Raw genomic sequence first — 20700 nt, forward strand, 5'->3', positions numbered from 1 at the left:
ACAAGGGGTTTCGTGACATGACGACACTGATCAACGGTGGTGACCGGGCCGACGCCCGACGCAATCGGGCCAAGATGCTCACTGCAGCCGGCGAGGCGTTCGCGGCGGAGGGGCTGGAGGTCCCGCTCGGCGAGATCGCCCGCCGCGCCCGAGTCGGCGCCGGCACCGTCTACCGCCACTTCCCGACCAAGCAGGCCCTCTTGGAAGCGGTGTTCGTCCAGCACCTCGACGGACTCGTCGCCTCCGGCGAGCGGCTGATGGCTCAACTCCCACCAACGCAGGCGCTGTTCGAATTCCTGCAGGTGGTCGTGGAGAAGACCGACAAAGGCGGCCACATCTGCGATGTCGTCGCCGGGGACGCGAGCTGGCCGCATCCGATGCTCACCGCTTCCGTGCAACGCTTTCATCAGGTCCTGACCGCGCTGCTGTACGCCGCACAGCGATCCGGTGGCGTGCGCGCGGACCTCGACCGCGACGACGTCGTCGCACTCACCGTCGGATGTGCCGCGATCCTCCGTGGCCGCCACGACCGGTCAGCCGGCCTGAGCCTGGTTCGCCTCGTCCTCGACAGCCTGCGCCCGACTGTCACGGAACAGCCCTTTCGTGACGACCGCTGCGAGGAGTGCGGCGCCGTCCTCCCGCTCCGGTCCACCGGCCGGCCGGCGCGCTACTGCGGCGCTACCTGCCGGCAGCGAGCCCGTCGTCGCCGCCTCGCAGGCTGAAGCCCAGCACCTCGGTCAACACCCGGATCCGCGGTACGTCGACGTCCGCGTGCACGTCGTTCCGATCGATCAGCACCGCCCGGATCCCGGCTGCCTGCGCCCCGCGGATGTCGTTCTCGAGCGAGTCACCGACCATCACGACCCCGTCCGGACCGGCGCCGACCCGGTCGAGCGCGTACGCGAACGCCCGCGGGTCCGGCTTGGTCGCGGGCAGTTGCTCGCCGGTGATCAGCTCGTCGATCTCCGCGATCAGCCCCATCCGCTCGAGCTTGTACGTCTGGTGCGCGGTGTTGCCGTTCGTCAGGACGACCGCGCCGAGCCCGGCCGCGCGGACCGCCCGCAACGCCGGTAGGGCGTCGTCGTACACGGCCCAGCCCGCCTCGTACCGCCGTACATAGCTCTCGAACATCTCGTCCGCCTCGGCGTCGCTCGCCTCGACCCCGAGGAACTCCCGCACCCGCAACCGCCGCTGCTCCGGGAACGTCAGCTCCCGCCGCTGATACCGCCGGTAGTGCTTGTCCGACACCCCCGCCCACTCCGCGACGACCTGCGGACCGGCCACGCCGTACTCCGCGGCCCACACCACAACCGCCGCCGCGGCCGCCGACTCGTGATCGACGAGGGTCCCGTCAAGGTCGAACAGCACCGTCCTGAGCATCCGACGATGGTAGGTGCCCGGGGGAGCCGTCGCCCGGGCACCTATCGGGGTCAGTCGACCATCGAGTCCAGCGCCGTCAGTTCGTCGGGGGAGAGGGCGAGGTCCCCGGCGCGGAGGTTCTCCTCGAGATGACGTTCGCTGGACGTGCCCGGGATCGCCAGTACGTTCGGGCCGCGGCTGAGCGTCCACGCCAGCCGGACCTGCGCGTCGGTCGCCCCGTGCCGCGCGGCGATCTCGCGCACCGGATCGGACGCCGGTACGCCGCCCGCCTCGCGCGACTCGGCCGTGACCGCGAAGAACGGGACGAACGCGATGCCGAGTTCACCGCACAACTGCAGGATTTCGTCGTTCGCCCGCCCGAATCCGACGCTGTACCGGTTCTGCACCGCGACCACCGGCGCGATCTCGCGGGCCTCGTGCAAATGCGGCACCCGGACATTCGAGATGCCGAGTTGCCGAATCATGCCCTTGGCCTGGAGTTCGGCCAGCGCGCCGAAATGCTCGGCGATCGAATCCAGCCGCATCTGCCGCAGGTACACGAGATCGAGCGTGTCGACACCGAGCGCCCGCAGATCGGCCTCGACCAGCCCGCGCAGCTCGTCCGGCCGGGCCAGCCCGTGCTTCGTCGGGCCGACCTTGGTCGCGATCACCAGGTCGTCCGGGTACGGCGCGAGCGCCCGCCGGATCACGTCGTTCGCCCAGTCCAGGCTCTCGAACGCGGTCTCGCCGGCCGCACCGTGACTGGGGTAGAACGCTGCGGTGTCGATGTGGTTCACGCCTAGCTCGACGGCGCGCCGCAACAGCGCGATTGCCCGCTCCTGCACGTCCGCCCCGTCGGCCGGCCCCGGCCCCGCGAGCCGCTTCGCGCCGAAGCCGATCCGCCGGACCCGGTCGGCCCCGAGCTGCCAGAATTCCCCGGACTTGCTTTCCACAATTTCCGATGATAAGTTTAATGGTAGCGAGGCATTTCCCTGTGAATTCTGCATTCGGCCAGGATAAATCCTCCGGGGAAATTCGTCCACACTTTCCCGCCATATTTCTTGTGCTTCTCCGGCGAGAGTCACCGGATGATCGCGGCCAGTCTCGGCAGTAGGTCGGGTGGGTAGATGCCGAACGCTTCCAGTTCGGCGGGATCGGCCCAGCGCAGTTCGAAGTGGTTGGTCGGTGAGTGTTCGATCGCTTCGTCGCCGGAGAGTTCCGGTACGCCGGTGACGTCCTTGATCCGGAAGTAGTACGCCGGCCGGCCGTTGTGGCTTCCGGTCCACAGGAGTTTGTCGATGGTGCCGGTGAGCGTCGTCTCCTCGGTCAGCTCCCGGAGCGCGGCGGCGGCAGCGGACTCGCCCGGCTCGACGTGCCCGCCCGGGAGCGCGGCATACCGGTGGGCGCGGCACTCCGAGGCCCGGTACGTCGGCGTACTCGCACATCACACACTCCGCGGCTGACTCGAGCCGGAGGTATCGCTTCACGATCAGGACCTTGCCGGACCGCAGGACGACGGCGGCGCCGCGTGGGATCTTCATGGGGATCGAGTGCGCTGGGCCGCACCGACATATTTCGCTCGCCGCGAGCGGCTCGTTCGTGGTGGGATCTGGAGCCATGCCGAGTGCACAGATCGAGATCCGCCGGGAGTACTCCGAGGCCGACGAGGCAGGGTTGATCGACGCGGTCCACGACGCGCTGGTCACCGCGTTCCAGATCCCGCCGCAGGACAAGGACGTCCGGCTGGTGGTCCACGCACCCCACCGCTTCGCCTGCTCCCCGCGCCTGACCCAGCCCGAGTACTTCACCCTGGTCAGCATCGACTGCTTCGCCGGCCGCTCCATCGACGCCAAGCGGTCCCTCTACACCGAAATCGTCACCAACCTGAAGCCCTTCGGCATCCCCGCCGACCACATCACCATCCTGGTCCGCGACCTCCCCACCACCAACTGGGGCATCCAAGCCGGCCAAGCAGCCTCCGACCTCGACCTCGCCTTCAACATCAACGTCTGACAATGCACGCGGCACGCCACCTGACGTCGCTGTACCTCGTCCGCGACGGTCACGTCCTGCTCCTGTACCGCCGCGGCTCGCGCGCGATCGCCGACTCCTGGGTCGGCATCGGCGGCCGCCTCGAACCGGGCGAACTCACGGATCCGACAGCCGCCGCCCTCCGCGAGCTGCAGGAGGAGCTAGGCGTCACGCCTGACCAACTCACCGACCTGGCGCTCCGGTACGTCGCCGTCCGCGACACCGGCGCCGAGATCCGCACGACGTACTACTTCACCGCCGGCCTCGACGCGACCGCGACCGTACCGGCGGAGTGCGCCGAGGGCGACCTCGCGTGGTTCGGCCTGGAGGAGGATCCCCGCCTGGAGATGCCGGTGACGGCGCGGATCGCGTTCACGCACTGGCTGTCCGTCGGCCGGCACGATCGGACGCTGCGCTTCATCACGGTCGGCGCCGACGGACGTGAGACGGGTCCGGCCTGATGCTGAGTGTGCAGTTTCATCCGAACTGGCCGCATGGGGCGCGGACGGTGGTTGAGGCGATGGTGGGGGACGGGGTCTATCGGTCGCAGTTCGCCACTGGGATTTCCAATGGTGGGCTGACCGCGTTTCCGGGTGGGGAGCGGTGGCGGTGGGAGAGTCGGTTGTTCGGCGGGCGGTACGACGAGCAGCCGGGGGCGGCTCGGCCGGTCTACGGCGTGTGGAACCGGCGGGAGGATGCGTACGGCGGCGCGATCCGGTTCGGGTCGTCGTACTTGCGGCTGAAACCCGAGGTGGTCGAGCGGGCGACGTTCTGCTTTCCCGATTCGGCGTTCGCCCCCGAGGACTGCGGCGGACGGGAAACGCTGCCGGAGCTGTGCGCGTTGGCCGACGCCGCGCGCTCCGACGACCTGGACGATTACGTCGAGGCGCAGATCCACGGGCCGGTGGAGTTCGCGGCCGATGTCGACGCGGTGGTTCTCGACCCGTCGTTCGCCGGTACGCCGATCGAGGCGGCGGCGTCTGAGCTCGGTTGCCCGATCGAATACCACCCCGGTTTCCGCGGTACGCCGGCTACCTTCGACCCGGCGTACCGCGGTCCGGAGACTGTCGCGCTGGCGCAACAGCTCGGCCCCGAGTTGACGCCGTACCTGCTCGGCAACCCGGCGCGCGAGCACCCGCCCCAGGCGATCAAGTACGTCTGGCACTGCCTCGCCCGCTACGGGCGCGCCCAGTACCAGAGCCGTACTTCGTGATCGGCCGCCGGTAGCCGGCAATCCGCCGCGGGCCCACCGCCGGCGGCCTCGCTACGGAGCTGGCTCCGACTCATGTACTGCGGAACAAGGTTGCCGCTATCTGGCCAAAAGATTCCGGTGAGGCGACAGCAAGCCGTGCCGGCGGTCGAAGTGCGGCTGTGGTACTAGTCGTCGACGGACAGGTCGTGCAGCTTGGTCAGGGCGTTCGACCAGTACGAGTCGTACGTCGAGATCCACGCGCCGAACGCCGCGTCGAGGCCGCCGTCGTCGATCCGGTAGTGCTGGTGCCGCCCCGCCTTCACCGCGACCACCAGCCCGGCCGCGCGCAGCGTCATCAGATGCTTCGAGATCCCTGATGTCACGAGCTCGGGGAACTCCGCCGCCAGCTCGCCGACCGTCAACGACCGGCGCTCCATCAGCAGTTCGAGGATCCGCCGGCGCGTCGGGTCCGCGATCGCCCGGAACGGGTCCGCGGACTCGTCAGGCAACGCTGCTCACCGCGTCCGCGAGCTGTTCGAGGACCCGGTGCTCGGTCAGACCGCGCGTGTACGCGTCCCGGGTCCGCCGCCAGGTCGCCGTACCGATGCCGGCGAACCCGTCGTGCGTCAGCGACACCTCCGTCCCGTCGCCGGCCGCGTGCAGCTCGACCACCAGCCGCCCGGGATGCGTCCAGCCCGCGTCCTCCTCGAGCCACGACAGCACGAGCCGTCCCTCGGGGACGAGCTCGAGTACGACGCCGCTGATCCAGGTCTCGCCGTCGGCGCCGAGCATCCGGTACTCGCCGCCTTCCTGGAGGTCGATCGTCAGCGTCGGCGAGAGCCACCGCCGCAGCGCCTCCTCGGCCCCGAACTGCCGCCAGACGACGCTCGGCGGACGCGGGATCGTGATCCCACGGGTCACATCAGCCATCACCATCTCCTTACCATGCGGTAATGCATTACCTCATAGTAAGACGTTGAAGGCAACCCCAGCTCACGCCAACTGATCGCGCCGCCGCGTCAGGTAGGCCACCTCGGCGGTGTTCCCGGACAGCTCGATCGCCGCGTCGTACGCCGCCCGCGACTCGCCACTGCGACCCATCCGGCGCAGCAGGTCCGCACGGGTCGCGTGGTACGGGTGATACCCGGACAGCTTGTCGGCGAGCCCGTCGACGATCGCCAGCGCGACCTCGGGCCCGTCCAGCTCCGCGACCGCGATCGCGCGATTGAGCGTGACGATCGGGGACGGGTCGACCCGCGCGAGCTGGCTGTAGAGCGCGACCACCTGCGACCAGTCCGTGTCCCGTACGTCCCGGGCCGACGTGTGTACGGCGTTGATCGCCGCCAGGATCTGGTACCGCCCGGGCGCGATCCGGCTCGCGATCCGCTCCCGCACCAGTTGGTGGCCCTCGGCAATCATCGCGGGGTCCCACGCGCCCCGGTCCTGCTCGTCGAGCGAGACCAGCTCACCGGTCTGCGAGACGCGCGCGGTACGGCGCGCCTCGGTGAGCAGCATCAACGCGAGCAGCCCCGCGACCTCGCCGTCGGCCGGAAGCAGCAGCCGGATCAACCGGGTCAACCGGATCGCCTCACCGGTCAGCTCACCGCGCACCGGATCCGTGTCCGGACCGGTCGCCAGGTAGCCCTCGTTGAACACCAGGAACAGCACCGCGAGTACGCCGGACACCCGGCTCGGCAGGTCCTCGGCGGCCGGCACCCGGTAGGGGATCCGGGCCGCCTTGATCTTCGCCTTCGCGCGGGTGATCCGCTGACCCATCGCGGTTTCCTGGACGAAGAACGCCCGGGCGATCTCCGGCACGGTCAGCCCGCCGACCATCCGCAGCGTCAGCGCGACCCGGGTCTCCATCGCCAGCGCCGGGTGGCAGCACGTGAAGATCAGCCGGAGCCGCTCGTCGTCGATCACCCCGAGAGGCTCCGGCTGGTCGTCGTACGACATCTGGGCCTCCTTCTGTTTGTCGTCGCGCTTGTTCTCGCGGCGGATCCGGTCGATCGCCTTGCGGTTCGCGGTGGTGGTCAGCCAGGCGCCGGGGTTCGGCGGTACGCCGTCCAGCGGCCAGCGCTCGACCGCGGTCGCGAACGCCTCGGCGGCCGACTCCTCCGCGATGTCCAGGTCCCCGAACCGCTTCGCGAGCGAGGCGACCACCCGCGCCCACTCCTCACGGTGCGCCCGGGTGATCACTTCCTCGACAGCGCTCACAGGAACGGCCGCACCTCGAGCCGCCGGTTGCACGCCTTCGACGCGGCCGTCGCGAGCTTCAGCGCCACGTCGAGATCAGGCGCCTCGAACACCCAGAACCCGGCCAGGTACTCCTTCGACTCCAGGAACGGCCCGTCGGTGAAGATCGGCGGCCCGTCACCGCGCGCGTCGATCACCGTGGCGTCGCTCGGCGCGCTCAGCCCGCCCGCGAACACCCAGTGCCCGTCGGCCACCAGCTGCTCGTTGAACGCGGTGATCGCCGTCATCTCCTCCTCGGTCGCCGAGCCGGTCCGATGATCGACCACCGAAATCAGGTACTGCATCACCATCTCCCTTCACCAAGACTGCGTACACCCACCCAACGAACCGCACCACCGCAGTCCGACATACGCGCGCACAAAAGTCACGGCCTGTCCGGCGAAGGTATCCGCCGGACAGGCCGTCGAGGGGGAGGGGACCCCTCAGTTCTGGGAGGATTCGGTGATCTGGGCGCCGTTCTTGTCGCTGAGCGTCGTGACGCCCGCGATCGCTGTGTTGACGCCGTCCAGGCTCGACAGATCGCCGCCGGTGATCTTGCTCTTCAGGCCGTCCAGCTGGTTGCCCAGGGCGACCAGCGGCTTCTTCAGGACCTTGCAGAGCGCGGGGCTCGCGTTCACGTCGTCGCTGGCGACCTTGACCTCGTGGGCGATGAACGCCGCCGTCAGACCGGCCTTGATGGTCGCCTTGAGCCGGCCGTGCGCGCCCTTCGCGAACGTGCCGGCCTTGTACGGCTTCCAGATCCAGCGGTGGAAGCTGCCCGCGGCGAGTCCGACGTGCGCCACGAACTTCGTCTTCGCGAACGACTTCGTGTTGCTCGCGGGGCAGGTGTCAGCGGCCGCCGTGGTCGACGCCGACGGGGTGCTTCCCGCGGCCGGCTGGCTCGCGCCGCTCGACGGCGTGGTGGCGGAGGAGCTGTTGTTCTTCGTAGAGCCACCGCAGCCACCGAGCAACAGCGCGATGAGCAGCAGCGGGACAGTAGTCAGTACGGACCTGCGCATAAAACTGGTTCCCCGTTCGTGAATCTCCGGCTCGGTGTGAACCGGCACCTCTTTCGGACGATACGACCGAAGAGCGGGCAGACCCGGCAGGACAGGTCAGGTTTTGCCGTTCCTTAGGTGAGCGACTGGTACACCGTGGTCCAGAAGTCCCGCTGGAACGGGAGCAGCGGATCGCCGGCGTGAGCGCGCTGCTGGATCAGGATCGAGGTCAGCTCCTCGGCCGGATCGTTGTACCAGGCCGTGCCGTAGAACCCGTTCCACCCGTAGCTCCCGGCCGACGGCCCCAGCCCGGTGCGATCGGTGGCGACCCCGAGGCCGAGGCCCCAGCTCGTGGACGCGAAGTACCCCGGATAGAAGCCGGACACCGCCCGCTGCTCCGGCGAGAGCTGGTCGCTCGTCATCAGTGTGACCGCCGCGCGCGACAGGATCTGCGTGCCCTGGTACGTGCCGCCCGCCAGCATCGCCGACGCGAACGTCAGGTAGTCCTCGGCCGTCGACACCAGCCCGCCGCCACCGCTCTCGAACACCGGCGGCCTACTCCAGTACCCGGTCTCCGGGGCGTCCTCGACGACCGCTCCGTCCGGCCCGTCCTCGTGGTCGTACGCCGTCGCGAACCGGTCGAAGTTCGCCGGGTCCACGCTGAACCCGGTGTCCTTCATCCCGAGCGGCTCCAGGATCCGCTCGCGTAGCGCCGTACCGAACGTCTGCCCGGTGGCCCGCTGGATCAGTACGCCGAGCACGGCGGCAGCGGAGTCGTACATCCACCGCTCGCCGGGCTGATGCACCAGCGGCACCTTGCCGAGCAGCCCGACCCACTCGTCCAGGCTCGGCCGGCCGAGCGAGTTGAGCACGTCGCCGATCGGCGCCCCCTCGGGCGCCATGCCGGTCCCAATGGTGAACGTCAGTACGTCGCGCACCGTGATCGGCCGCGCCGCCGGAACGGTGTCCTCGACCGGCCCGGTCGGATCGGCCAGCACGCGCATGTCTGCCAGCTCGGGGAGATGGTCGTCGACCGGGTCGTCGAGGCGCAGCGTGCAGTCCTCGATCAGCGTCATCGCGCAGGCGGCCACGATCGGCTTCGACATCGACGCCAGCCGGACGATCGTGTCGGTCGCCATCACCGGGCTCGAGCTGTCGAACGAGAGCGTGCCCACTGACTCGACATGCACCTCACCGCGGCGCGCGAGCACCACCAGGGCGCCCGGCACGGCGCCGGACTCGACGCGTCGCTCCAGCAACGCGCGCAACCGTGTCAACCGCTTCGCCGAAAACATCATCGTCTCCATTCGCCGGGCCAGATCCAGTCAACGAACTCAAGCACGCCGTTCCGACAATTCGTGCAGCCGGACGTTCGCGTACGTCGGCGGCACCTGTGTCAGGTCGAGCATCTCCCCGTTGGAGGAGAGGTAGAAACCGGGCTGGTGCTCACGCAGCCGATAGGTCCCGCCGCCCCAGTGGTCGAACAGGTGGACGCCGTTCTCCTTCCGCAACCGCGCTGTCGCTGGCGACCTTCCACTGCAGTGGATGATCCGTGGAATTCGTCAGTACGACCACGCCGAATCCCGATTCCGGATCCCAATACATGTCCGACAGAAACCCGAAACCGCCGCCGCTGTGCCCGCGCACCGGAACGCCGGCACGCGTCGGCGACGGACGTGGACACGCCGCCCGCGGCAACCATCGGCACCCGGACCGGCCGTCGCGAGTACCCCTTCGAATGCCCGATCGCCCGGTCGGTCTCGCGCTCGATCACCCGCGAGTCGAACGACGTCCGCCGCAGCCCGAGCGGCTCGAACAACGACCGCCGTACGTACTCGTGGAACGGCAAACCGCTGCGCCGCTGCACGATGTACCCGGCGAGGTCGATACCGAGGTTCGAGTACTCGAAACGGTGCCCGACCGGAAAACGCAACCAGGTCTCGGAAATGCTCCGGCAATGCGCCTCGAACGATTCCCGCCCGACCAGATAGTTCGACCCGACCGGCGCCTCGTGGGTGAATCCCGCGGTATGACTGAGCAAATGCCGCATCGTGATCCGCCGCTCCGGGTGTTCCTCGAACGCACTCCGCACCCGGAACTCCGGCAGGTACCGCACGATCGGTACCTCCAGCTCGACGAGCCCTTCTCGTACGGCGTGCAGCACCGCCGTCGCTGTGTACATCTTGGAGCACGATTGGACACTGAACATGGTGTCCGTACCGATCGGCCTGCCCCCACCGGCCCGCGTGACGCCGAACCCGCCCGACCACAGCACGGAGTCCGCCGTACAGACCCCGAGCGCCAAACCCGGCAGCCCGTGTTGCGCTATCTGCTCAGCCAGGCCCGAGAAGTCCATGAACCCTTCTACCGCTCGGCGGGGTCTCCGTGCCAGGCTCGCCACAGCTGCCCGTAGACACCACCGGCGCTGACGAGCTCGTCGTGGGTCCCGAGCTCCACGAGTTCGCCGGCCTCCATCACCGCGATCCGGTCGGCGTCGTGCGCGGTCTGCAGCCGGTGCGCGATCGCGATCACCGTCCGGCCGCGCAGTACGCCGGCCAACGACTGCTCCGTACGGCGGGCCGTCGTCGGATCCAGAAGCGCGGTCGCCTCGTCGAGGATCAACGTGTGCGGATCGGCGAGCACGACCCGGGCCAGCGAGAGCTGCTGCGCGCCGGCGTCGTCGAGGTCCGAACCGACCTCCGCGTCGAGGTCGCCTCGCCAACCGACGGCCTCCAGCGCCGCGGCGAGCTCCTCGTCGGTGGCCTCGGGTTTCGCGATCAGCAGGTTGTCGCGGACCGTGTCGTGGAAGACGTGATGCTCCTGCGTGATCAGTACGACGTGTTCCCGCAGCTGCTCGGGCGGCAGGTCCGCGACCGGCGTACCGCCGATCGTCACCGACCCGGTGCGCGGGCGATCCAGCCCGGCGAGCAGGCGCGCGAGCGTCGACTTTCCGGCGCCCGACGTACCGACGATCGCCAGCCGCTCACCAGGCTGCACGAGCAGGTCGATGCCGCGGAGTACGTCGCGGACGCCCGTGTAGCTGAAGTGGGCGTCGCGGACCTGGATACGGTCGCCGAGGTCCTGCGCCGCAACGGCCGGCCGCGGCTCGGGGATGTCCGCGAGGCCTTCGACCCGCGCGTACGACGCGGCGGCGCCCTGCAGCTGTTCGATCCAGAGCATGAGGGTGTCGAGCGGGCCGACGAGTTGGCGCAGGTAGACGGTCGCTGTCACCACGGCGCCGAGGCTGACCAGGTCGTCGGCGTACAACGCGCCGCCGACCAGCAGTACGCCGGCCACGGGCAGCGCGAGCGAGACATCCACCCAGGGGAACAGGACCGTCCGCAGCCACAACGTGTCGAGGCGGGCGGTGACGGTGCGGGCGACGGCGGACTCGGTGACCTCGGAACGGCGAGCCTCCAGTCCGAGAAGTTCGACCGTACGGGCGCCCTTCGCCGTACTGACGACCGCGTCGGTGAGGTCCGCGTTGGTGGCTCCGACCGCGAGGTACGCCGGTCGCGCGCGGCGCAGGTACCAGCGGACGGCCGCGCCCGCGCCGAGTAGGCAGACCAGGCCGCACAGTCCGAGGCGGGGATCCAGGACGAGTACGGCGACGATGAGGAAGAGGGCGTGCATGAGGGCAACGAGCACTTCGGGTACGGCGGATCGGAGCGTGGACGCGACGAGTGAGGCGTCGGTGCTGCCGCGGGCGATCAGGTCGCCGGCGGGGAGGTGGTCCGCTTCGCGGGGTGGCAGGGCGAGGGTCCGGGCGAGGAAGCGTTCGCGGACACGGGCCGCCGTACGTTCGCCGAAGCGGTAGCCGATCTTCAGCGCCCACCAGGAGAGAACGGTCTGTACGACGGTGAACACCAGCGCGGCGAACGCGAGCCGATCGACCGTGCTGAGGCCGCCGCCGGCGCGGATCGTGTCGATGATGCGCCCGAGCAGCCAGGGCGCCACCAGCCCGGCCGCCGACGCGAGCCCGTTGACGACCACCACCCCGACGACCGCCCGCCGGTCCGCGCCCAGATCCCGCATCGCCGCGGCCCGTACCTCAGCCGCCCCAGCGACCGGCAACTGCTTACTCATCGGCGGTCCTCGAGACGAGGTCGCGGTAGTACTCGTCGGCGCGCAGCAGGTCCGCGTGCGTCCCAGCCGCGGACAGCTTCCCGTCGACGAGCAGGATCACCTCGTCGGCCCGGTCGAGTACCAGCGGCGACGTGGTGGTGATGACCGTGGTCCTGCCACGCCTGGCCTCGCGGACGCGCTCAACGACGGCCGCCTCCGTGTTCGCGTCGAGCGCCGACGTCGGCTCCACGGCAAGCAGTACGTCAGGCGCCGCATAGACCGCCCGCGCGAGCCGGACCCGCTGCCGTTGCCCCCCGGACAGATCGCTCCCACCCGCCGCGATCGCGGCGTCCAGCTCACCCGGCAACGCCTCGACCACGTCCTCGGCCACCGCCACCCGAAGCGCCGTACGGATCCGATCGTCCGCCGCCTCCAACCGCCCCGCGACCACCTCGCGCACCGTGCCCGCGAACACCTCAGCATCGTTGTCCGCGACAACCAATCGCCGCCGGAACTCCGCCCGGTCCACCTCGTCGACCGAGGTTCCCGCCCAGGTAACACCCGCCCGGCCGCGCACCCGCCCAAGCCGCTCGACCACCGCAACCGCCTCCGCCGGCCGAGCCGACACCAACGCGGTCAGCACCCCCGGACGAACGACGACCCCGGACTCAGGATCCACCAACGGCCCACACCCGCCCGGCACGGCACCACCCTCACCGCGGGCGACCGGCAGGTTGAGCAGATCGATGATCCGCTGCCCCGCCACCCGAGCGCGCGCGATGTCCCCGCCACCCTCGACAAACGCAGACACCGGGACGACCAGCATCGCGACGTACCCATAAACCGCGACCACATCCCCGATCGTGATCGCACCGGTCGCAGCCATCCGCGCCGACAACCACACGACCGCGGCAAGGAACAACGCCGGCAACCCCGTGGACAACGCGCCTACCCAACTCGCGGGCCCGGCGACCCGGTACCCGTGCCCGATGAGCGCCTGCGACTCCCGCCCGTACCGCTCCGCGACGAACGTCTTCCCGCCCAAGCCGTTGAGCACCCGCAGCCCGCCGAGGATGTCGACGAGGCGAGTCGTCAGCCGGCCTTGGTGCACCCGGTACGTCCCGCCCGTCCGCTCGATCCGCTGCAAGAACGGGCCGACCGCGACCGCGAGCAGCGGCACGCCGGCCAGTACGACGGCCGCGAGCAGCGGGGAGATCGTGAACAGCACGACCGCGACCACGGCGTACGCGATCACCGCACCGACGCCAGGCCCGGTCACGGTCAGCGCCTGGGCGACGGTCAGTACGTCGCTGATCCCGACCGTCACGACCTCGCCCGCGCTCATGCTCCGCGCCAGCGACGCACCGAGCCGGGACGTGTGCCGGACAGTCGCACGGACGGAGCGGATCGACGCGTCCGTGCGGATCTTCGTCATCGTGCGGTGCCGTGCGATCCCGAGAAGTGCGTTGAGTACGCCGACCCCGAGCAGCAGCAGAACCCACCCGACCAGTGCACTGGTGTCGCGGGCGGCGAGGCCTTCGTCAACGGCCTTCGACAGGACCCACGGCGGTACGGTCAGGCCGACCATCCAGCAGGTGCCCAGCGCGGCGCCCCAGCCGACGCGGCCGGCCTGTTGACGCGTGAGCCAGATGAGGTACCTGTACGGGTTCGCGAGGTCCTTCGTCCGCGGTGGGTCCCAGGTGTCGCGCATCCGGTCCAGCCGGCCGCGCAGCCGCCCCCGTCGTACCGCGCCGTCGCTGGTCATTGCGCAGATCCTCGCAGCTCGTGATCGCATTCACAAGGGCGGTCTACACCAGTCCTGACTGCCAGGCCCAGACCGCGACCTCGGTGCGGTTCCGGGCCTCCAGCTTGGTCTGGATGCCGGCGACATGTCTTCACGGTGCTCAGCGAGATGAACAGTTCGGCCGCGATCTCGTGGTTCGTCCGGCCGCGGGCGATCGCGCGGACCACGTCGAGCTCGCGATCGGACAGCGGAGTGCGGACCGTCGTACCAGCGGCGGGTGTCAGGCGGCGGAGCAGCCGGACCGTGATGGAGGGGGAGACGAGCGCGTCCCCGGCGTACGCGGCCCGGACCGCCTCGGTCAGCATCGTCGGGCCGGCGTCCTTCAGGATGAACCCGGCTGCACCGCCGCGGAGCGCGCCGTAGACGTATTCATCGAGGTCGAACGTCGTCACGACCACGACCTTCAGCGGTTCGGGTACGTCGGGACCGGCCAGGGCGCGGGTGACCTCGACGCCGTCGAGGCGCGGCATCCGGATGTCGACCAGGCAGACGTCCGGGCGCAGCTCGCGCGCGAGGGCGATCGCCTCGACGCCGTCCGCCGCCTCCGCGACGACGTGGATGTCGGGCTGGTTCTCGAGGATCAGCCGCAGGCCGCTGCGGACCAACGCCTGGTCGTCGGCGAGCAGCACGCCGATCATCGGGCCGGTTCCAACGGGACGGAGGCTGAGACGGCCCAGCCCGTCGGGCCGGGGCCTGCGTCGAGGGTTCCGCCCAGGGCCTCGACGCGCTCGCGGAGACCGATCAGCCCGTAGCCTGCGCGTTGATGCCGGGTCGTCGGCTCTGCGTCGTCGACCACCTCGACGGCGACCGTGTTCCGCACCTGCGCGACGCGAACCTTCACAGTCGGCGTCTGTGGTGCGTGGCGGGCGACGTTGGTCAGTGACTCCTGCACGACTCGGCAGACGGTGATCATCACCTCGGGCGGCCAGGACGGTTCGGTTGCCGGCAGGTGCAGTTCGACGGCGGGCCCGCGGTCCTGGAAGCGCTCGACCAGCTCGCGGAGCTCGTCGAGACGGACCGGTCCGGGGACGACGTCGTCGCTGCGGAGCAGACCGACCATCCGGCGCATCGCCGCCAATGCCTCGGCTCCGGCGGCCTCGATCCCGGCGAGCGATTCGTCGTACTGCGACGGCGTCCGTCGTCCGGCGATGCGCCCGCCTTGTGCCTGCAGGACGATGCCGGAGATGTGGTGGGCGACGACGTCGTGGAGCTCGCGCGCCAGCTCGAGCCGCTCGTCCTGGCGGATCCGCTCGGCGGCGGCGTGGCGCCGTACATCCCTGATCCGTACCGACGAACCGGCGGCGACCGCGACGAGCCAGCCGATTGCGTTCACGGTGCCGATGCCCGAGCTGTGGCCGATCAACACGCTGCCTGCGGCAACAATCAGCCCACCGCCGGCCACCGCGCACGCCTGCAGTGTCGGCAGTGCGGCGATACCCGAGCCGACCAGCACCGCCAGGGCCAGCGCCATCGCCGGCCCCGGCTCCGTGGGTAGCCCGGCCGTCCATGCGACGAGGCCCGTGACGACGGCAATCGCCAGACCCGCGACGGCGGCGCGCCACCGGTCGTGCCGCCGCAACAGTGCGATGACCCCGACAACCGCGCCCGCCACCGCGTCGAGGATCCAGTACTGCGGTCCCCAGACCGTCGCCAGCTGGTGCGCCGAGTATGCGAGCAGCGCCAGTACGACGCCGCCGAGCGCTACGTCCATACTCGTTCTCGCAAACCGCACGGGGTTCAGCGTACGGAACGGGTGCTACCGGTCAGAACCGGCCGAAAGTACTGTCCGAACGTACTTCCGGCCGCTGCCGCCCAGCGTTGGCGCCGGTCAGGGTGGAAGCATGCCTACCTCATCCGGACAGCCGCGGATCCTCGCGCTCGACGTGATCCGCGGCTTCGCGCTGTGCGGGATCCTGCTCGCGAACGTCCAGCCGATCTCCGGCGGCCGCACGATCACCGCCGCGGGGGAGCCCGACGGCGCGACCTGGCTCGGGCTGTTCGTCGAACAGCGGTTCATGCCGATCTTCGCGCTGCTCTTCGGGATCGGGTTCGCGCTGCTGCTCCGCTCGGCGGCGGGACGGGTGCCGCGTCCACGGGTGCTGCTGTTACGTCGGCTGCTGACACTGCTCGTGATCGGCGCCGCGCATTTCCTGCTGCTCTGGTGGGGCGACATTCTGTCGACGTACGCCGTGGTCGGTCTGTTGGTCCTCCTACCGTCGAGCTGGCTCCCACCGCGTGCCGTCGCCGTACTCGGCCCGGTCCTCATCCTGGTCTCGCTGATCACCGGCGACGGCCGCTTCTCGCTGACCGCCGGCCTGTTCCTCACCGGCTCGGCCCTCGTCCGCCTCGGCATCGTCGACCGCCTGGCCGCGGGGGAGAAGCCCGGCCGCGTGCTGCCAGCGGTGACGGTCACGCTGGCGCTGCTCGCCGTACCTCTGCTGATCTGGCAAACAAAGCTGCAGGCCGGCGACAGAGCCTTCTCGTTCGCACTCGCTGCTGGAGGACTCGTCGTCGCAACGTTCTACATCTGCCTATTCCTGATCCTGCTCCGAACGCCGCTCCGCCCTGTGTTGAGGGCAATCTTCAGCCCCCTGGGCCGAATGGCCCTGACGAACTACCTCTCGGCCACCATCCTCGTCCTCACCATCATCCGCGTCCTGAACCTCCACACCATCTCCACGTCGGACGTCGTCCTGATCGCCGCCGGCATCCTCACCACCCAATCCCTCTGGTCCACCCTCTGGCTCCGCCACCACCCCCAAGGCCCCCTCGAATACCTCTGGCGCTGGGCAACCTGGACCACGCGCCCACCCTTTCGTCTACTCTCACGAGATGCAGGCACATCCACCGCGGATCCGGCTCGGAGCATTGACGATCATGGCCGCCCGGCCGCGTGAGCTGGCGCGGTTCTACGCGCGCCTGCTCAACTGGCCGTACATCCGAGAAGAAGGCCCCCGTCCCGGTGAACCGCCCGAGGCCGGCTACGCGCTCGTCTGCCCGCCCGAAGGTGTCGCCGAGCCGGCCCTGAACTTCGACTACGAAGCCAACTACCGCCGACCGCAATGGCCCGCCATAGAAGGCGAACAGTCGTCCACGACGCACCTGGACCTCGGTGTGGACGACCTGGACGCCGCCGTATCCTGGGCGACCGAATGCGGCGCCACCCTCGCCCCCGTCCAACCACGCCCCGCGGACCACCGCGTCATGCTCGACCCCGACGGCCACCCGTTCTGCCTCTGCCTCGGCTAATCCACACGCCGGTAGGAATGCACGACGACACCACTGGGGAACGGCAAAGCCTCGACCAACTTCATATGCCGCGACCCCGCAAGCTGATCGAACAACGCCTCACCCGCGCCGAGCACCAGCGGCTGGATCAGCAACCGGTACTCGTCGATCAGATCCGCCGCCGCCAGCGCGCCGGCCAACCGCCGCCCGCCCCACACGATCACGTCCGCGCCAGGCTCGTCCTTGATCGCGGCAATCTCAGCGGCAAGATCGCCCCGCGCCACCCGGGTCGTCGGCCAGCTCGCCTCGGCATCGGTCAGCGTCGTCGAGAACACGACCTTCGGGACGTCGTTCATCGGCGCCGCGTACTCGTCGTCCGAATGCGGCCAGTACGACGCCATTTCCTGGTACGTCGTACGCCCCATCAGATGCGCCCCGGCCGTTCTGATTCGATCGAGCTTCCACTGCTTGAGCTCGTCACCTTCGGGAATCGCCATTCCCGGGTGTTCACGATCGCTGCCGACGAAACCGTCGAGCGACATCGACATGTACAGAATGACATCTCGCATGACCTATCTCTCCTTCTGAAGAATTGAGTGCAGCAGGACCTGATTCGCCTCCAGGACCAGGCATCCAGTTCGGCGTTCCAACGGTTGAACAGCCCGAGCAGCTCGGAATCCGTTGCCACCAAGGAATATTGCTTGAGTGCCGGGGGAGAGCCGCTGTGCAATCCACTCCACGACCATCGCCGGCTGGAATTCGTCCGGGAGATCCGCCAGCCGAGCGTCGACGACCTCGAATCCCTGACTGCGGAAGTACTCCGCGCCAAGCTCGTTGAGTTCGTCCCCGAACCACGGCGGGTGCACGACGCTGACCTGCTCGACAGCACGGGACCGCAGCACCGAAACGGCCGACAGGCAGGTGCTGTAGAACGGTCGGCCCCACCGTTCCCGAAGTTCCTCGACGAGCGCGGACTCCTCGTCGTACCCGAGCGCATACCCCGAGCCCGTCGACGCGAACACCAACACATCCGCTGTAGGCAGCAGCACCGACGCCGCCTCGTCGAGCACCGCGGGCCGTGCCCGCGCACGCAGGTCGTCGGCGGTGATCGCCGGGCTGTCGGACGTGCTCGACAGCTCCACCCGGATCCGGCCTCGCGCCAGCTCAACCTCGGGCCCAGCTGTTGCGTGGGGCGTGAGCACGCCCACCGTGATCGGGTTGCCGGAATCCATGACTCGACCCTCGCAGCGTGGGCGGTCGCCATCAACGCCGATCTGCGGCACGGAACGTGTAGCATCGCTCAACGATGCCGGACGTCGAGTTGCGAGAGCTGCGCGTGTTCCTGGTGCTCGCCGAGGAGTTGCACTTCGGCCGCACGGCAGTACGTCTCGGGCTCACGACCTCACGTGTCAGCCAGACCGTACGAGCCCTCGAACGGAAGTTGGGCGGCCGGCCACTGTTCCGTCGTACGAGCCGCGTCGTCGAACTGACCGAAGCCGGCTCCGCGCTCTACGACGACCTCAGCCCCGCGGTGAACGGTCTCGAACGGGTCCTGCGTACGGCGACGTTCCGGGGGAGCGGGCCTGGGGTCGTGCGGGTGGGGCTGCTGAACGCGGCCTCAGGGGTGGAGGTGTTGAGTCGCGCGATCGAGCAGTTCGAGACGACGTACGACGGCGCGACCGTGCAGCTGAGCACCACGCCGTTCAACGATCGACTCGGTCCGCTGCGCCGCCGCGAGGTCGACCTGGTCGTGACGCGCCTGCCGCTCGACCAGCCCGACGTCGTCGTCGGCCCGGTGCTGAGCGCGGACGACCAACGGGTCGTAATGGTCGGCCGTACGCATCCACTCGCCGGCCGCGCCGAGCTGTCCGTCGAGGATCTGGCAGATCACGCCGTCAGACGCCCGTACGGACTCACCGCCGAAGCGGCCGAGGCAACCTGCCCGTCCAGGACACCGTCCGGTCGCGAGATCCACTTCGTCGACGCGGCGGTCGACGACAACGCCGAACTCCTGTACCTGTTGGCCCGAGGTCGCCTCGTCCACCCGACGGTCGCACCGTTCGCGGAACACTTCCAGCATCCCGACGTGCTCACGATCCCGATCCGCGACCTGCCGCCGTCGGCCTGCGCATTGGCCGCGCTGAAGGACATCGCAGACCCGGCCCGCGACGCCTTCACCGACATCGTCGCCTCGCTTGCCGGTTAGACCGGGAGGAACAGCCGGGGGATCTGCGCGCCGATCCATGGCCGGCGGCCGCCGACGATCGCGAGCCCACGCCGTACGGCGCCCGCCAAGCCGATGCGTTTGACGAACAGCAGGTCGATCGGCACGGCCCGGCACCACAAGACGACGTCGACAGGGCCGTCGAAGGTGTCGGCGTCCGTGACAGTGCAGGCGCCGTCGTCGATGGTCATCAGCTGCGGCCGGCCACCAACGATGTGGAGGCGGACGCGGAGCTGGAGGCCTGCGGCGGCCGTCGTGTCGAGCCAGCCGGGCGCGACCTGCAGGCCGCCGTTGACGTGGAGTACGGCGTCGCGTGCCTCGATCGGCCAGGGCGCTTTCACCGCACGGGCGACGTCCCAGCCGTGGACGAGCAGTTCACCGAGCAGGTTCCCGCGCGCACCGGCCCCGTCGATGGTCTGCCCGGCGTGGAACGGGAAACGCGCGTCGAGTGGAATGTCGAGGGCGATGTAGGCCTCGAATTCGGACCTGAGCAGGGGGAGTAGGTCAGGCACCGAGGCGTCTGCGTGGCGGGCGAGGTCGTGCCCGTTCAGGTCCCGTACTTCGCGCGGCGACTCGGCGAGCCCCGCGGGCACGGTGAGATCTCGCCGGGTGTAGCGGCCGAGCACGTCGAGCAGGTGGGCAGCCACGTCGCGGCAGGTCCACGCCGAGTTCACCAGCGTGCGCTGCGGATCGCTTCGAGCCAGCAGCCCGCAGAACCGTTCGAAGGCAATGCGGGTGCGGGCCTCGAGTTCCGCATCGGAGGTCTTCGTCAGCGTCATCGCCGAACCTTCCTTCGTAGTGCAGAATGCACCATTGAGGTGCAGTTTGCACTACACTGCTCGCCATGGCAAGAGACAACCCGAAGCAGGAGGGCGGCGACCTGCCGTCGCTCAACGCGCTGGCAGTCCTCGGATTGCTGGCGACCGCGCCGATGACGGCGTACGCGCTGGCTGAGCAGACCCAACGTTCGTTGCGTTGGGTATGGACGGCGAGCCGTCGCGGCCTGCTCGGCGAGCCCAAACGCCTGGCCGAACGCGGGCTCGTCGAAGCTGTTCCTGTTGAGGCCGGCAGCAGAGCTGGTCAGCGATGGCGCGCCGCAGAGGCCGGCCGTCGAACAATCCGCCGCTGGCTGGCCACCCCGGTCACCCCAACCGGCACCAACAGCGAGATCGCCCTACGCCTGATCTTCGCCGACCAGTCCGACCTGCCAACCCTGAAGGCCCGAGTCGCCGAACGCCTGGAACAAATCCAGCAGGAAATGCAAGCCGGCCTGACAATGCTCGACAGCCTCCTCGCCAACGGCGGCCCGTTCCCAGACCGCCTGCACATCACCACGGCCACATCTGAACTCATCATCGAACAACGCCTAGCCGAACACACCGCCCTAACCTGGCTCGCCAACGAACTGACCCACTGGCCCGACACCAAAACCCCCCAACCCCAACGAAACCAAGCCACCCTAACCGCCCTACACAAACGCCTCACCACGGCCTTGAATTCACCGGCCTGAACACCCCCGGATAAACAGGACTGGATGAACAAGCACCTCGGCATCCTCATCTTC

Annotated in this window: 24 protein-coding genes and 2 pseudogenes; 9 read left to right on the plus strand and 17 right to left on the minus strand. The window is 69.4% G+C overall.

Going from position 1 to position 20700, the window contains the following annotated elements; genetic code table 11:
- Window positions 1-17: 17 nt before the first annotated feature.
- Window positions 18-722: a TetR/AcrR family transcriptional regulator gene (locus ACFV9C_RS11375; protein WP_380192726.1), complete on the plus strand. Its 705-nt coding sequence runs from the start codon at window positions 18-20 to the stop codon at window positions 720-722.
- On the opposite strand, the gene ACFV9C_RS11380 is transcribed toward ACFV9C_RS11375, so the two are convergent.
- From ACFV9C_RS11380 to ACFV9C_RS11390, 3 genes and pseudogenes are all read right to left on the minus strand, one after another.
- Window positions 679-1380: an HAD family hydrolase gene (locus ACFV9C_RS11380; RefSeq protein WP_380192728.1), complete on the minus strand. Its 702-nt coding sequence runs from the start codon at window positions 1378-1380 to the stop codon at window positions 679-681. The genes ACFV9C_RS11375 and ACFV9C_RS11380 overlap by 44 nt on opposite strands.
- Before the next feature lie 50 nt (window positions 1381-1430).
- The gene (locus tag ACFV9C_RS11385; protein WP_380192730.1) at window positions 1431-2312 is read right to left on the minus strand and encodes an aldo/keto reductase; all 882 of its coding nucleotides are present in this window, start codon (window positions 2310-2312) and stop codon (window positions 1431-1433) included.
- A 128-nt stretch (window positions 2313-2440) separates the two neighbouring features.
- Window positions 2441-2692 (minus strand): annotated as a pseudogene (locus ACFV9C_RS11390) (NUDIX domain-containing protein); the annotation flags it as partial.
- Between ACFV9C_RS11390 and ACFV9C_RS11395 the strand changes: the two are divergent.
- From ACFV9C_RS11395 to ACFV9C_RS11410, 4 genes are all read left to right on the plus strand, one after another.
- Window positions 2658-2822, plus strand: coding sequence for a hypothetical protein (locus ACFV9C_RS11395; RefSeq protein WP_380192732.1), 165 nt, complete (start codon window positions 2658-2660; stop codon window positions 2820-2822). The pseudogene ACFV9C_RS11390 and the gene ACFV9C_RS11395 overlap by 35 nt on opposite strands.
- A 154-nt stretch (window positions 2823-2976) precedes the next feature.
- Window positions 2977-3372, plus strand: coding sequence for a tautomerase family protein (locus ACFV9C_RS11400; protein ID WP_380192733.1), 396 nt, complete (start codon window positions 2977-2979; stop codon window positions 3370-3372).
- Window positions 3373-3374: 2 nt separating this feature from the next.
- Entirely contained in the window at window positions 3375-3851 is a 477-nt protein-coding gene (locus ACFV9C_RS11405; RefSeq protein WP_380192735.1) for an NUDIX domain-containing protein, read from the plus strand.
- Entirely contained in the window at window positions 3851-4603 is a 753-nt protein-coding gene (locus tag ACFV9C_RS11410; RefSeq protein ID WP_380192736.1) for a DUF3626 domain-containing protein, read from the plus strand. The genes ACFV9C_RS11405 and ACFV9C_RS11410 overlap by 1 nt, the downstream gene beginning before the upstream one ends.
- 164 nt (window positions 4604-4767) lie before the next feature.
- Here the strand turns inward: ACFV9C_RS11410 and ACFV9C_RS11415 are convergent, their stop codons facing one another.
- The 11 genes and pseudogenes from ACFV9C_RS11415 to ACFV9C_RS11465 form a co-directional block, all read right to left on the minus strand.
- Complete coding sequence (locus tag ACFV9C_RS11415) at window positions 4768-5091, minus strand: ArsR/SmtB family transcription factor (RefSeq protein ID WP_380192738.1); 324 nt, start codon at window positions 5089-5091, stop codon at window positions 4768-4770.
- Window positions 5084-5512 carry an SRPBCC family protein gene (locus tag ACFV9C_RS11420; RefSeq protein ID WP_380192740.1) on the minus strand — a complete coding sequence of 143 codons (429 nt, stop codon included), beginning with the start codon at window positions 5510-5512 and terminating at the stop codon, window positions 5084-5086. Before ACFV9C_RS11420 ends, ACFV9C_RS11415 begins: the two co-directional genes overlap by 8 nt.
- 63 nt (window positions 5513-5575) lie before the next feature.
- Entirely contained in the window at window positions 5576-6799 is a 1224-nt protein-coding gene (locus tag ACFV9C_RS11425) for an RNA polymerase sigma factor (RefSeq protein WP_380192742.1), read from the minus strand.
- Window positions 6796-7122: a YciI family protein gene (locus ACFV9C_RS11430; protein ID WP_380192743.1), complete on the minus strand. Its 327-nt coding sequence runs from the start codon at window positions 7120-7122 to the stop codon at window positions 6796-6798. Before ACFV9C_RS11430 ends, ACFV9C_RS11425 begins: the two co-directional genes overlap by 4 nt.
- Before the next feature lie 138 nt (window positions 7123-7260).
- Window positions 7261-7836 carry a hypothetical protein gene (locus tag ACFV9C_RS11435; protein ID WP_380192745.1) on the minus strand — a complete coding sequence of 192 codons (576 nt, stop codon included), beginning with the start codon at window positions 7834-7836 and terminating at the stop codon, window positions 7261-7263.
- 113 nt (window positions 7837-7949) lie between these two features.
- Window positions 7950-9110, minus strand: a complete 1161-nt coding sequence (locus tag ACFV9C_RS11440; RefSeq protein WP_380192746.1) for a serine hydrolase domain-containing protein — start codon at window positions 9108-9110, stop codon at window positions 7950-7952.
- Window positions 9111-9211: 101 nt separating this feature from the next.
- Window positions 9212-10171, minus strand: coding sequence for a serine hydrolase domain-containing protein (locus ACFV9C_RS11445; protein WP_380192748.1), 960 nt, complete (start codon window positions 10169-10171; stop codon window positions 9212-9214).
- A gap of 8 nt (window positions 10172-10179) precedes the next feature.
- The gene (locus ACFV9C_RS11450; protein ID WP_380192750.1) at window positions 10180-11901 is read right to left on the minus strand and encodes an ABC transporter ATP-binding protein; all 1722 of its coding nucleotides are present in this window, start codon (window positions 11899-11901) and stop codon (window positions 10180-10182) included.
- Entirely contained in the window at window positions 11894-13645 is a 1752-nt protein-coding gene (locus tag ACFV9C_RS11455) for an ABC transporter ATP-binding protein (RefSeq protein WP_380192752.1), read from the minus strand. Before ACFV9C_RS11455 ends, ACFV9C_RS11450 begins: the two co-directional genes overlap by 8 nt.
- Before the next feature lie 43 nt (window positions 13646-13688).
- A pseudogene (locus ACFV9C_RS11460) lies at window positions 13689-14322 on the minus strand (response regulator).
- A complete protein-coding gene (locus tag ACFV9C_RS11465; RefSeq protein ID WP_380192754.1) occupies window positions 14319-15416 on the minus strand; it encodes a sensor histidine kinase in 1098 nt (365 codons plus the stop codon). Before ACFV9C_RS11465 ends, ACFV9C_RS11460 begins: the two are co-directional and overlap by 4 nt.
- Before the next feature lie 109 nt (window positions 15417-15525).
- Between ACFV9C_RS11465 and ACFV9C_RS11470 the strand changes: the two genes are divergently transcribed.
- Window positions 15526-16581 (plus strand): DUF418 domain-containing protein, encoded by a 1056-nt coding sequence (locus ACFV9C_RS11470; RefSeq protein WP_380192755.1) that lies wholly within the window; start codon window positions 15526-15528, stop codon window positions 16579-16581.
- Window positions 16517-16933 carry a VOC family protein gene (locus tag ACFV9C_RS11475; protein ID WP_380192756.1) on the plus strand — a complete coding sequence of 139 codons (417 nt, stop codon included), beginning with the start codon at window positions 16517-16519 and terminating at the stop codon, window positions 16931-16933. The genes ACFV9C_RS11470 and ACFV9C_RS11475 overlap by 65 nt, the downstream gene beginning before the upstream one ends.
- Here the strand turns inward: ACFV9C_RS11475 and ACFV9C_RS11480 are convergent.
- Window positions 16930-17481: a dihydrofolate reductase family protein gene (locus ACFV9C_RS11480; protein ID WP_380192758.1), complete on the minus strand. Its 552-nt coding sequence runs from the start codon at window positions 17479-17481 to the stop codon at window positions 16930-16932. The two genes, ACFV9C_RS11475 and ACFV9C_RS11480, sit on opposite strands and share 4 nt — an antisense overlap.
- Before the next feature lie 3 nt (window positions 17482-17484).
- Complete coding sequence (locus tag ACFV9C_RS11485) at window positions 17485-18144, minus strand: hypothetical protein (RefSeq protein WP_380192760.1); 660 nt, start codon at window positions 18142-18144, stop codon at window positions 17485-17487.
- A gap of 74 nt (window positions 18145-18218) precedes the next feature.
- Here ACFV9C_RS11485 and ACFV9C_RS11490 point away from each other — a divergent pair, with 74 nt between their 5' ends.
- Window positions 18219-19118, plus strand: a complete 900-nt coding sequence (locus tag ACFV9C_RS11490; protein WP_380192762.1) for a LysR family transcriptional regulator — start codon at window positions 18219-18221, stop codon at window positions 19116-19118.
- On the opposite strand, the gene ACFV9C_RS11495 is transcribed toward ACFV9C_RS11490, so the two are convergent.
- Window positions 19115-19915 (minus strand): hypothetical protein, encoded by an 801-nt coding sequence (locus ACFV9C_RS11495; RefSeq protein ID WP_380192764.1) that lies wholly within the window; start codon window positions 19913-19915, stop codon window positions 19115-19117. The genes ACFV9C_RS11490 and ACFV9C_RS11495 overlap by 4 nt on opposite strands.
- 65 nt (window positions 19916-19980) lie before the next feature.
- On the opposite strand from ACFV9C_RS11495, the gene ACFV9C_RS11500 reads away from it, so the two are divergent.
- Window positions 19981-20646 carry a PadR family transcriptional regulator gene (locus ACFV9C_RS11500; RefSeq protein ID WP_380192765.1) on the plus strand — a complete coding sequence of 222 codons (666 nt, stop codon included), beginning with the start codon at window positions 19981-19983 and terminating at the stop codon, window positions 20644-20646.
- The last annotated feature ends 54 nt before the right edge of the window (window positions 20647-20700 follow it).

The organism is Kribbella sp. NPDC059898 (assembly GCF_042730855.1).
Classification (GTDB): Bacteria; Actinomycetota; Actinomycetes; order Propionibacteriales; family Kribbellaceae; genus Kribbella.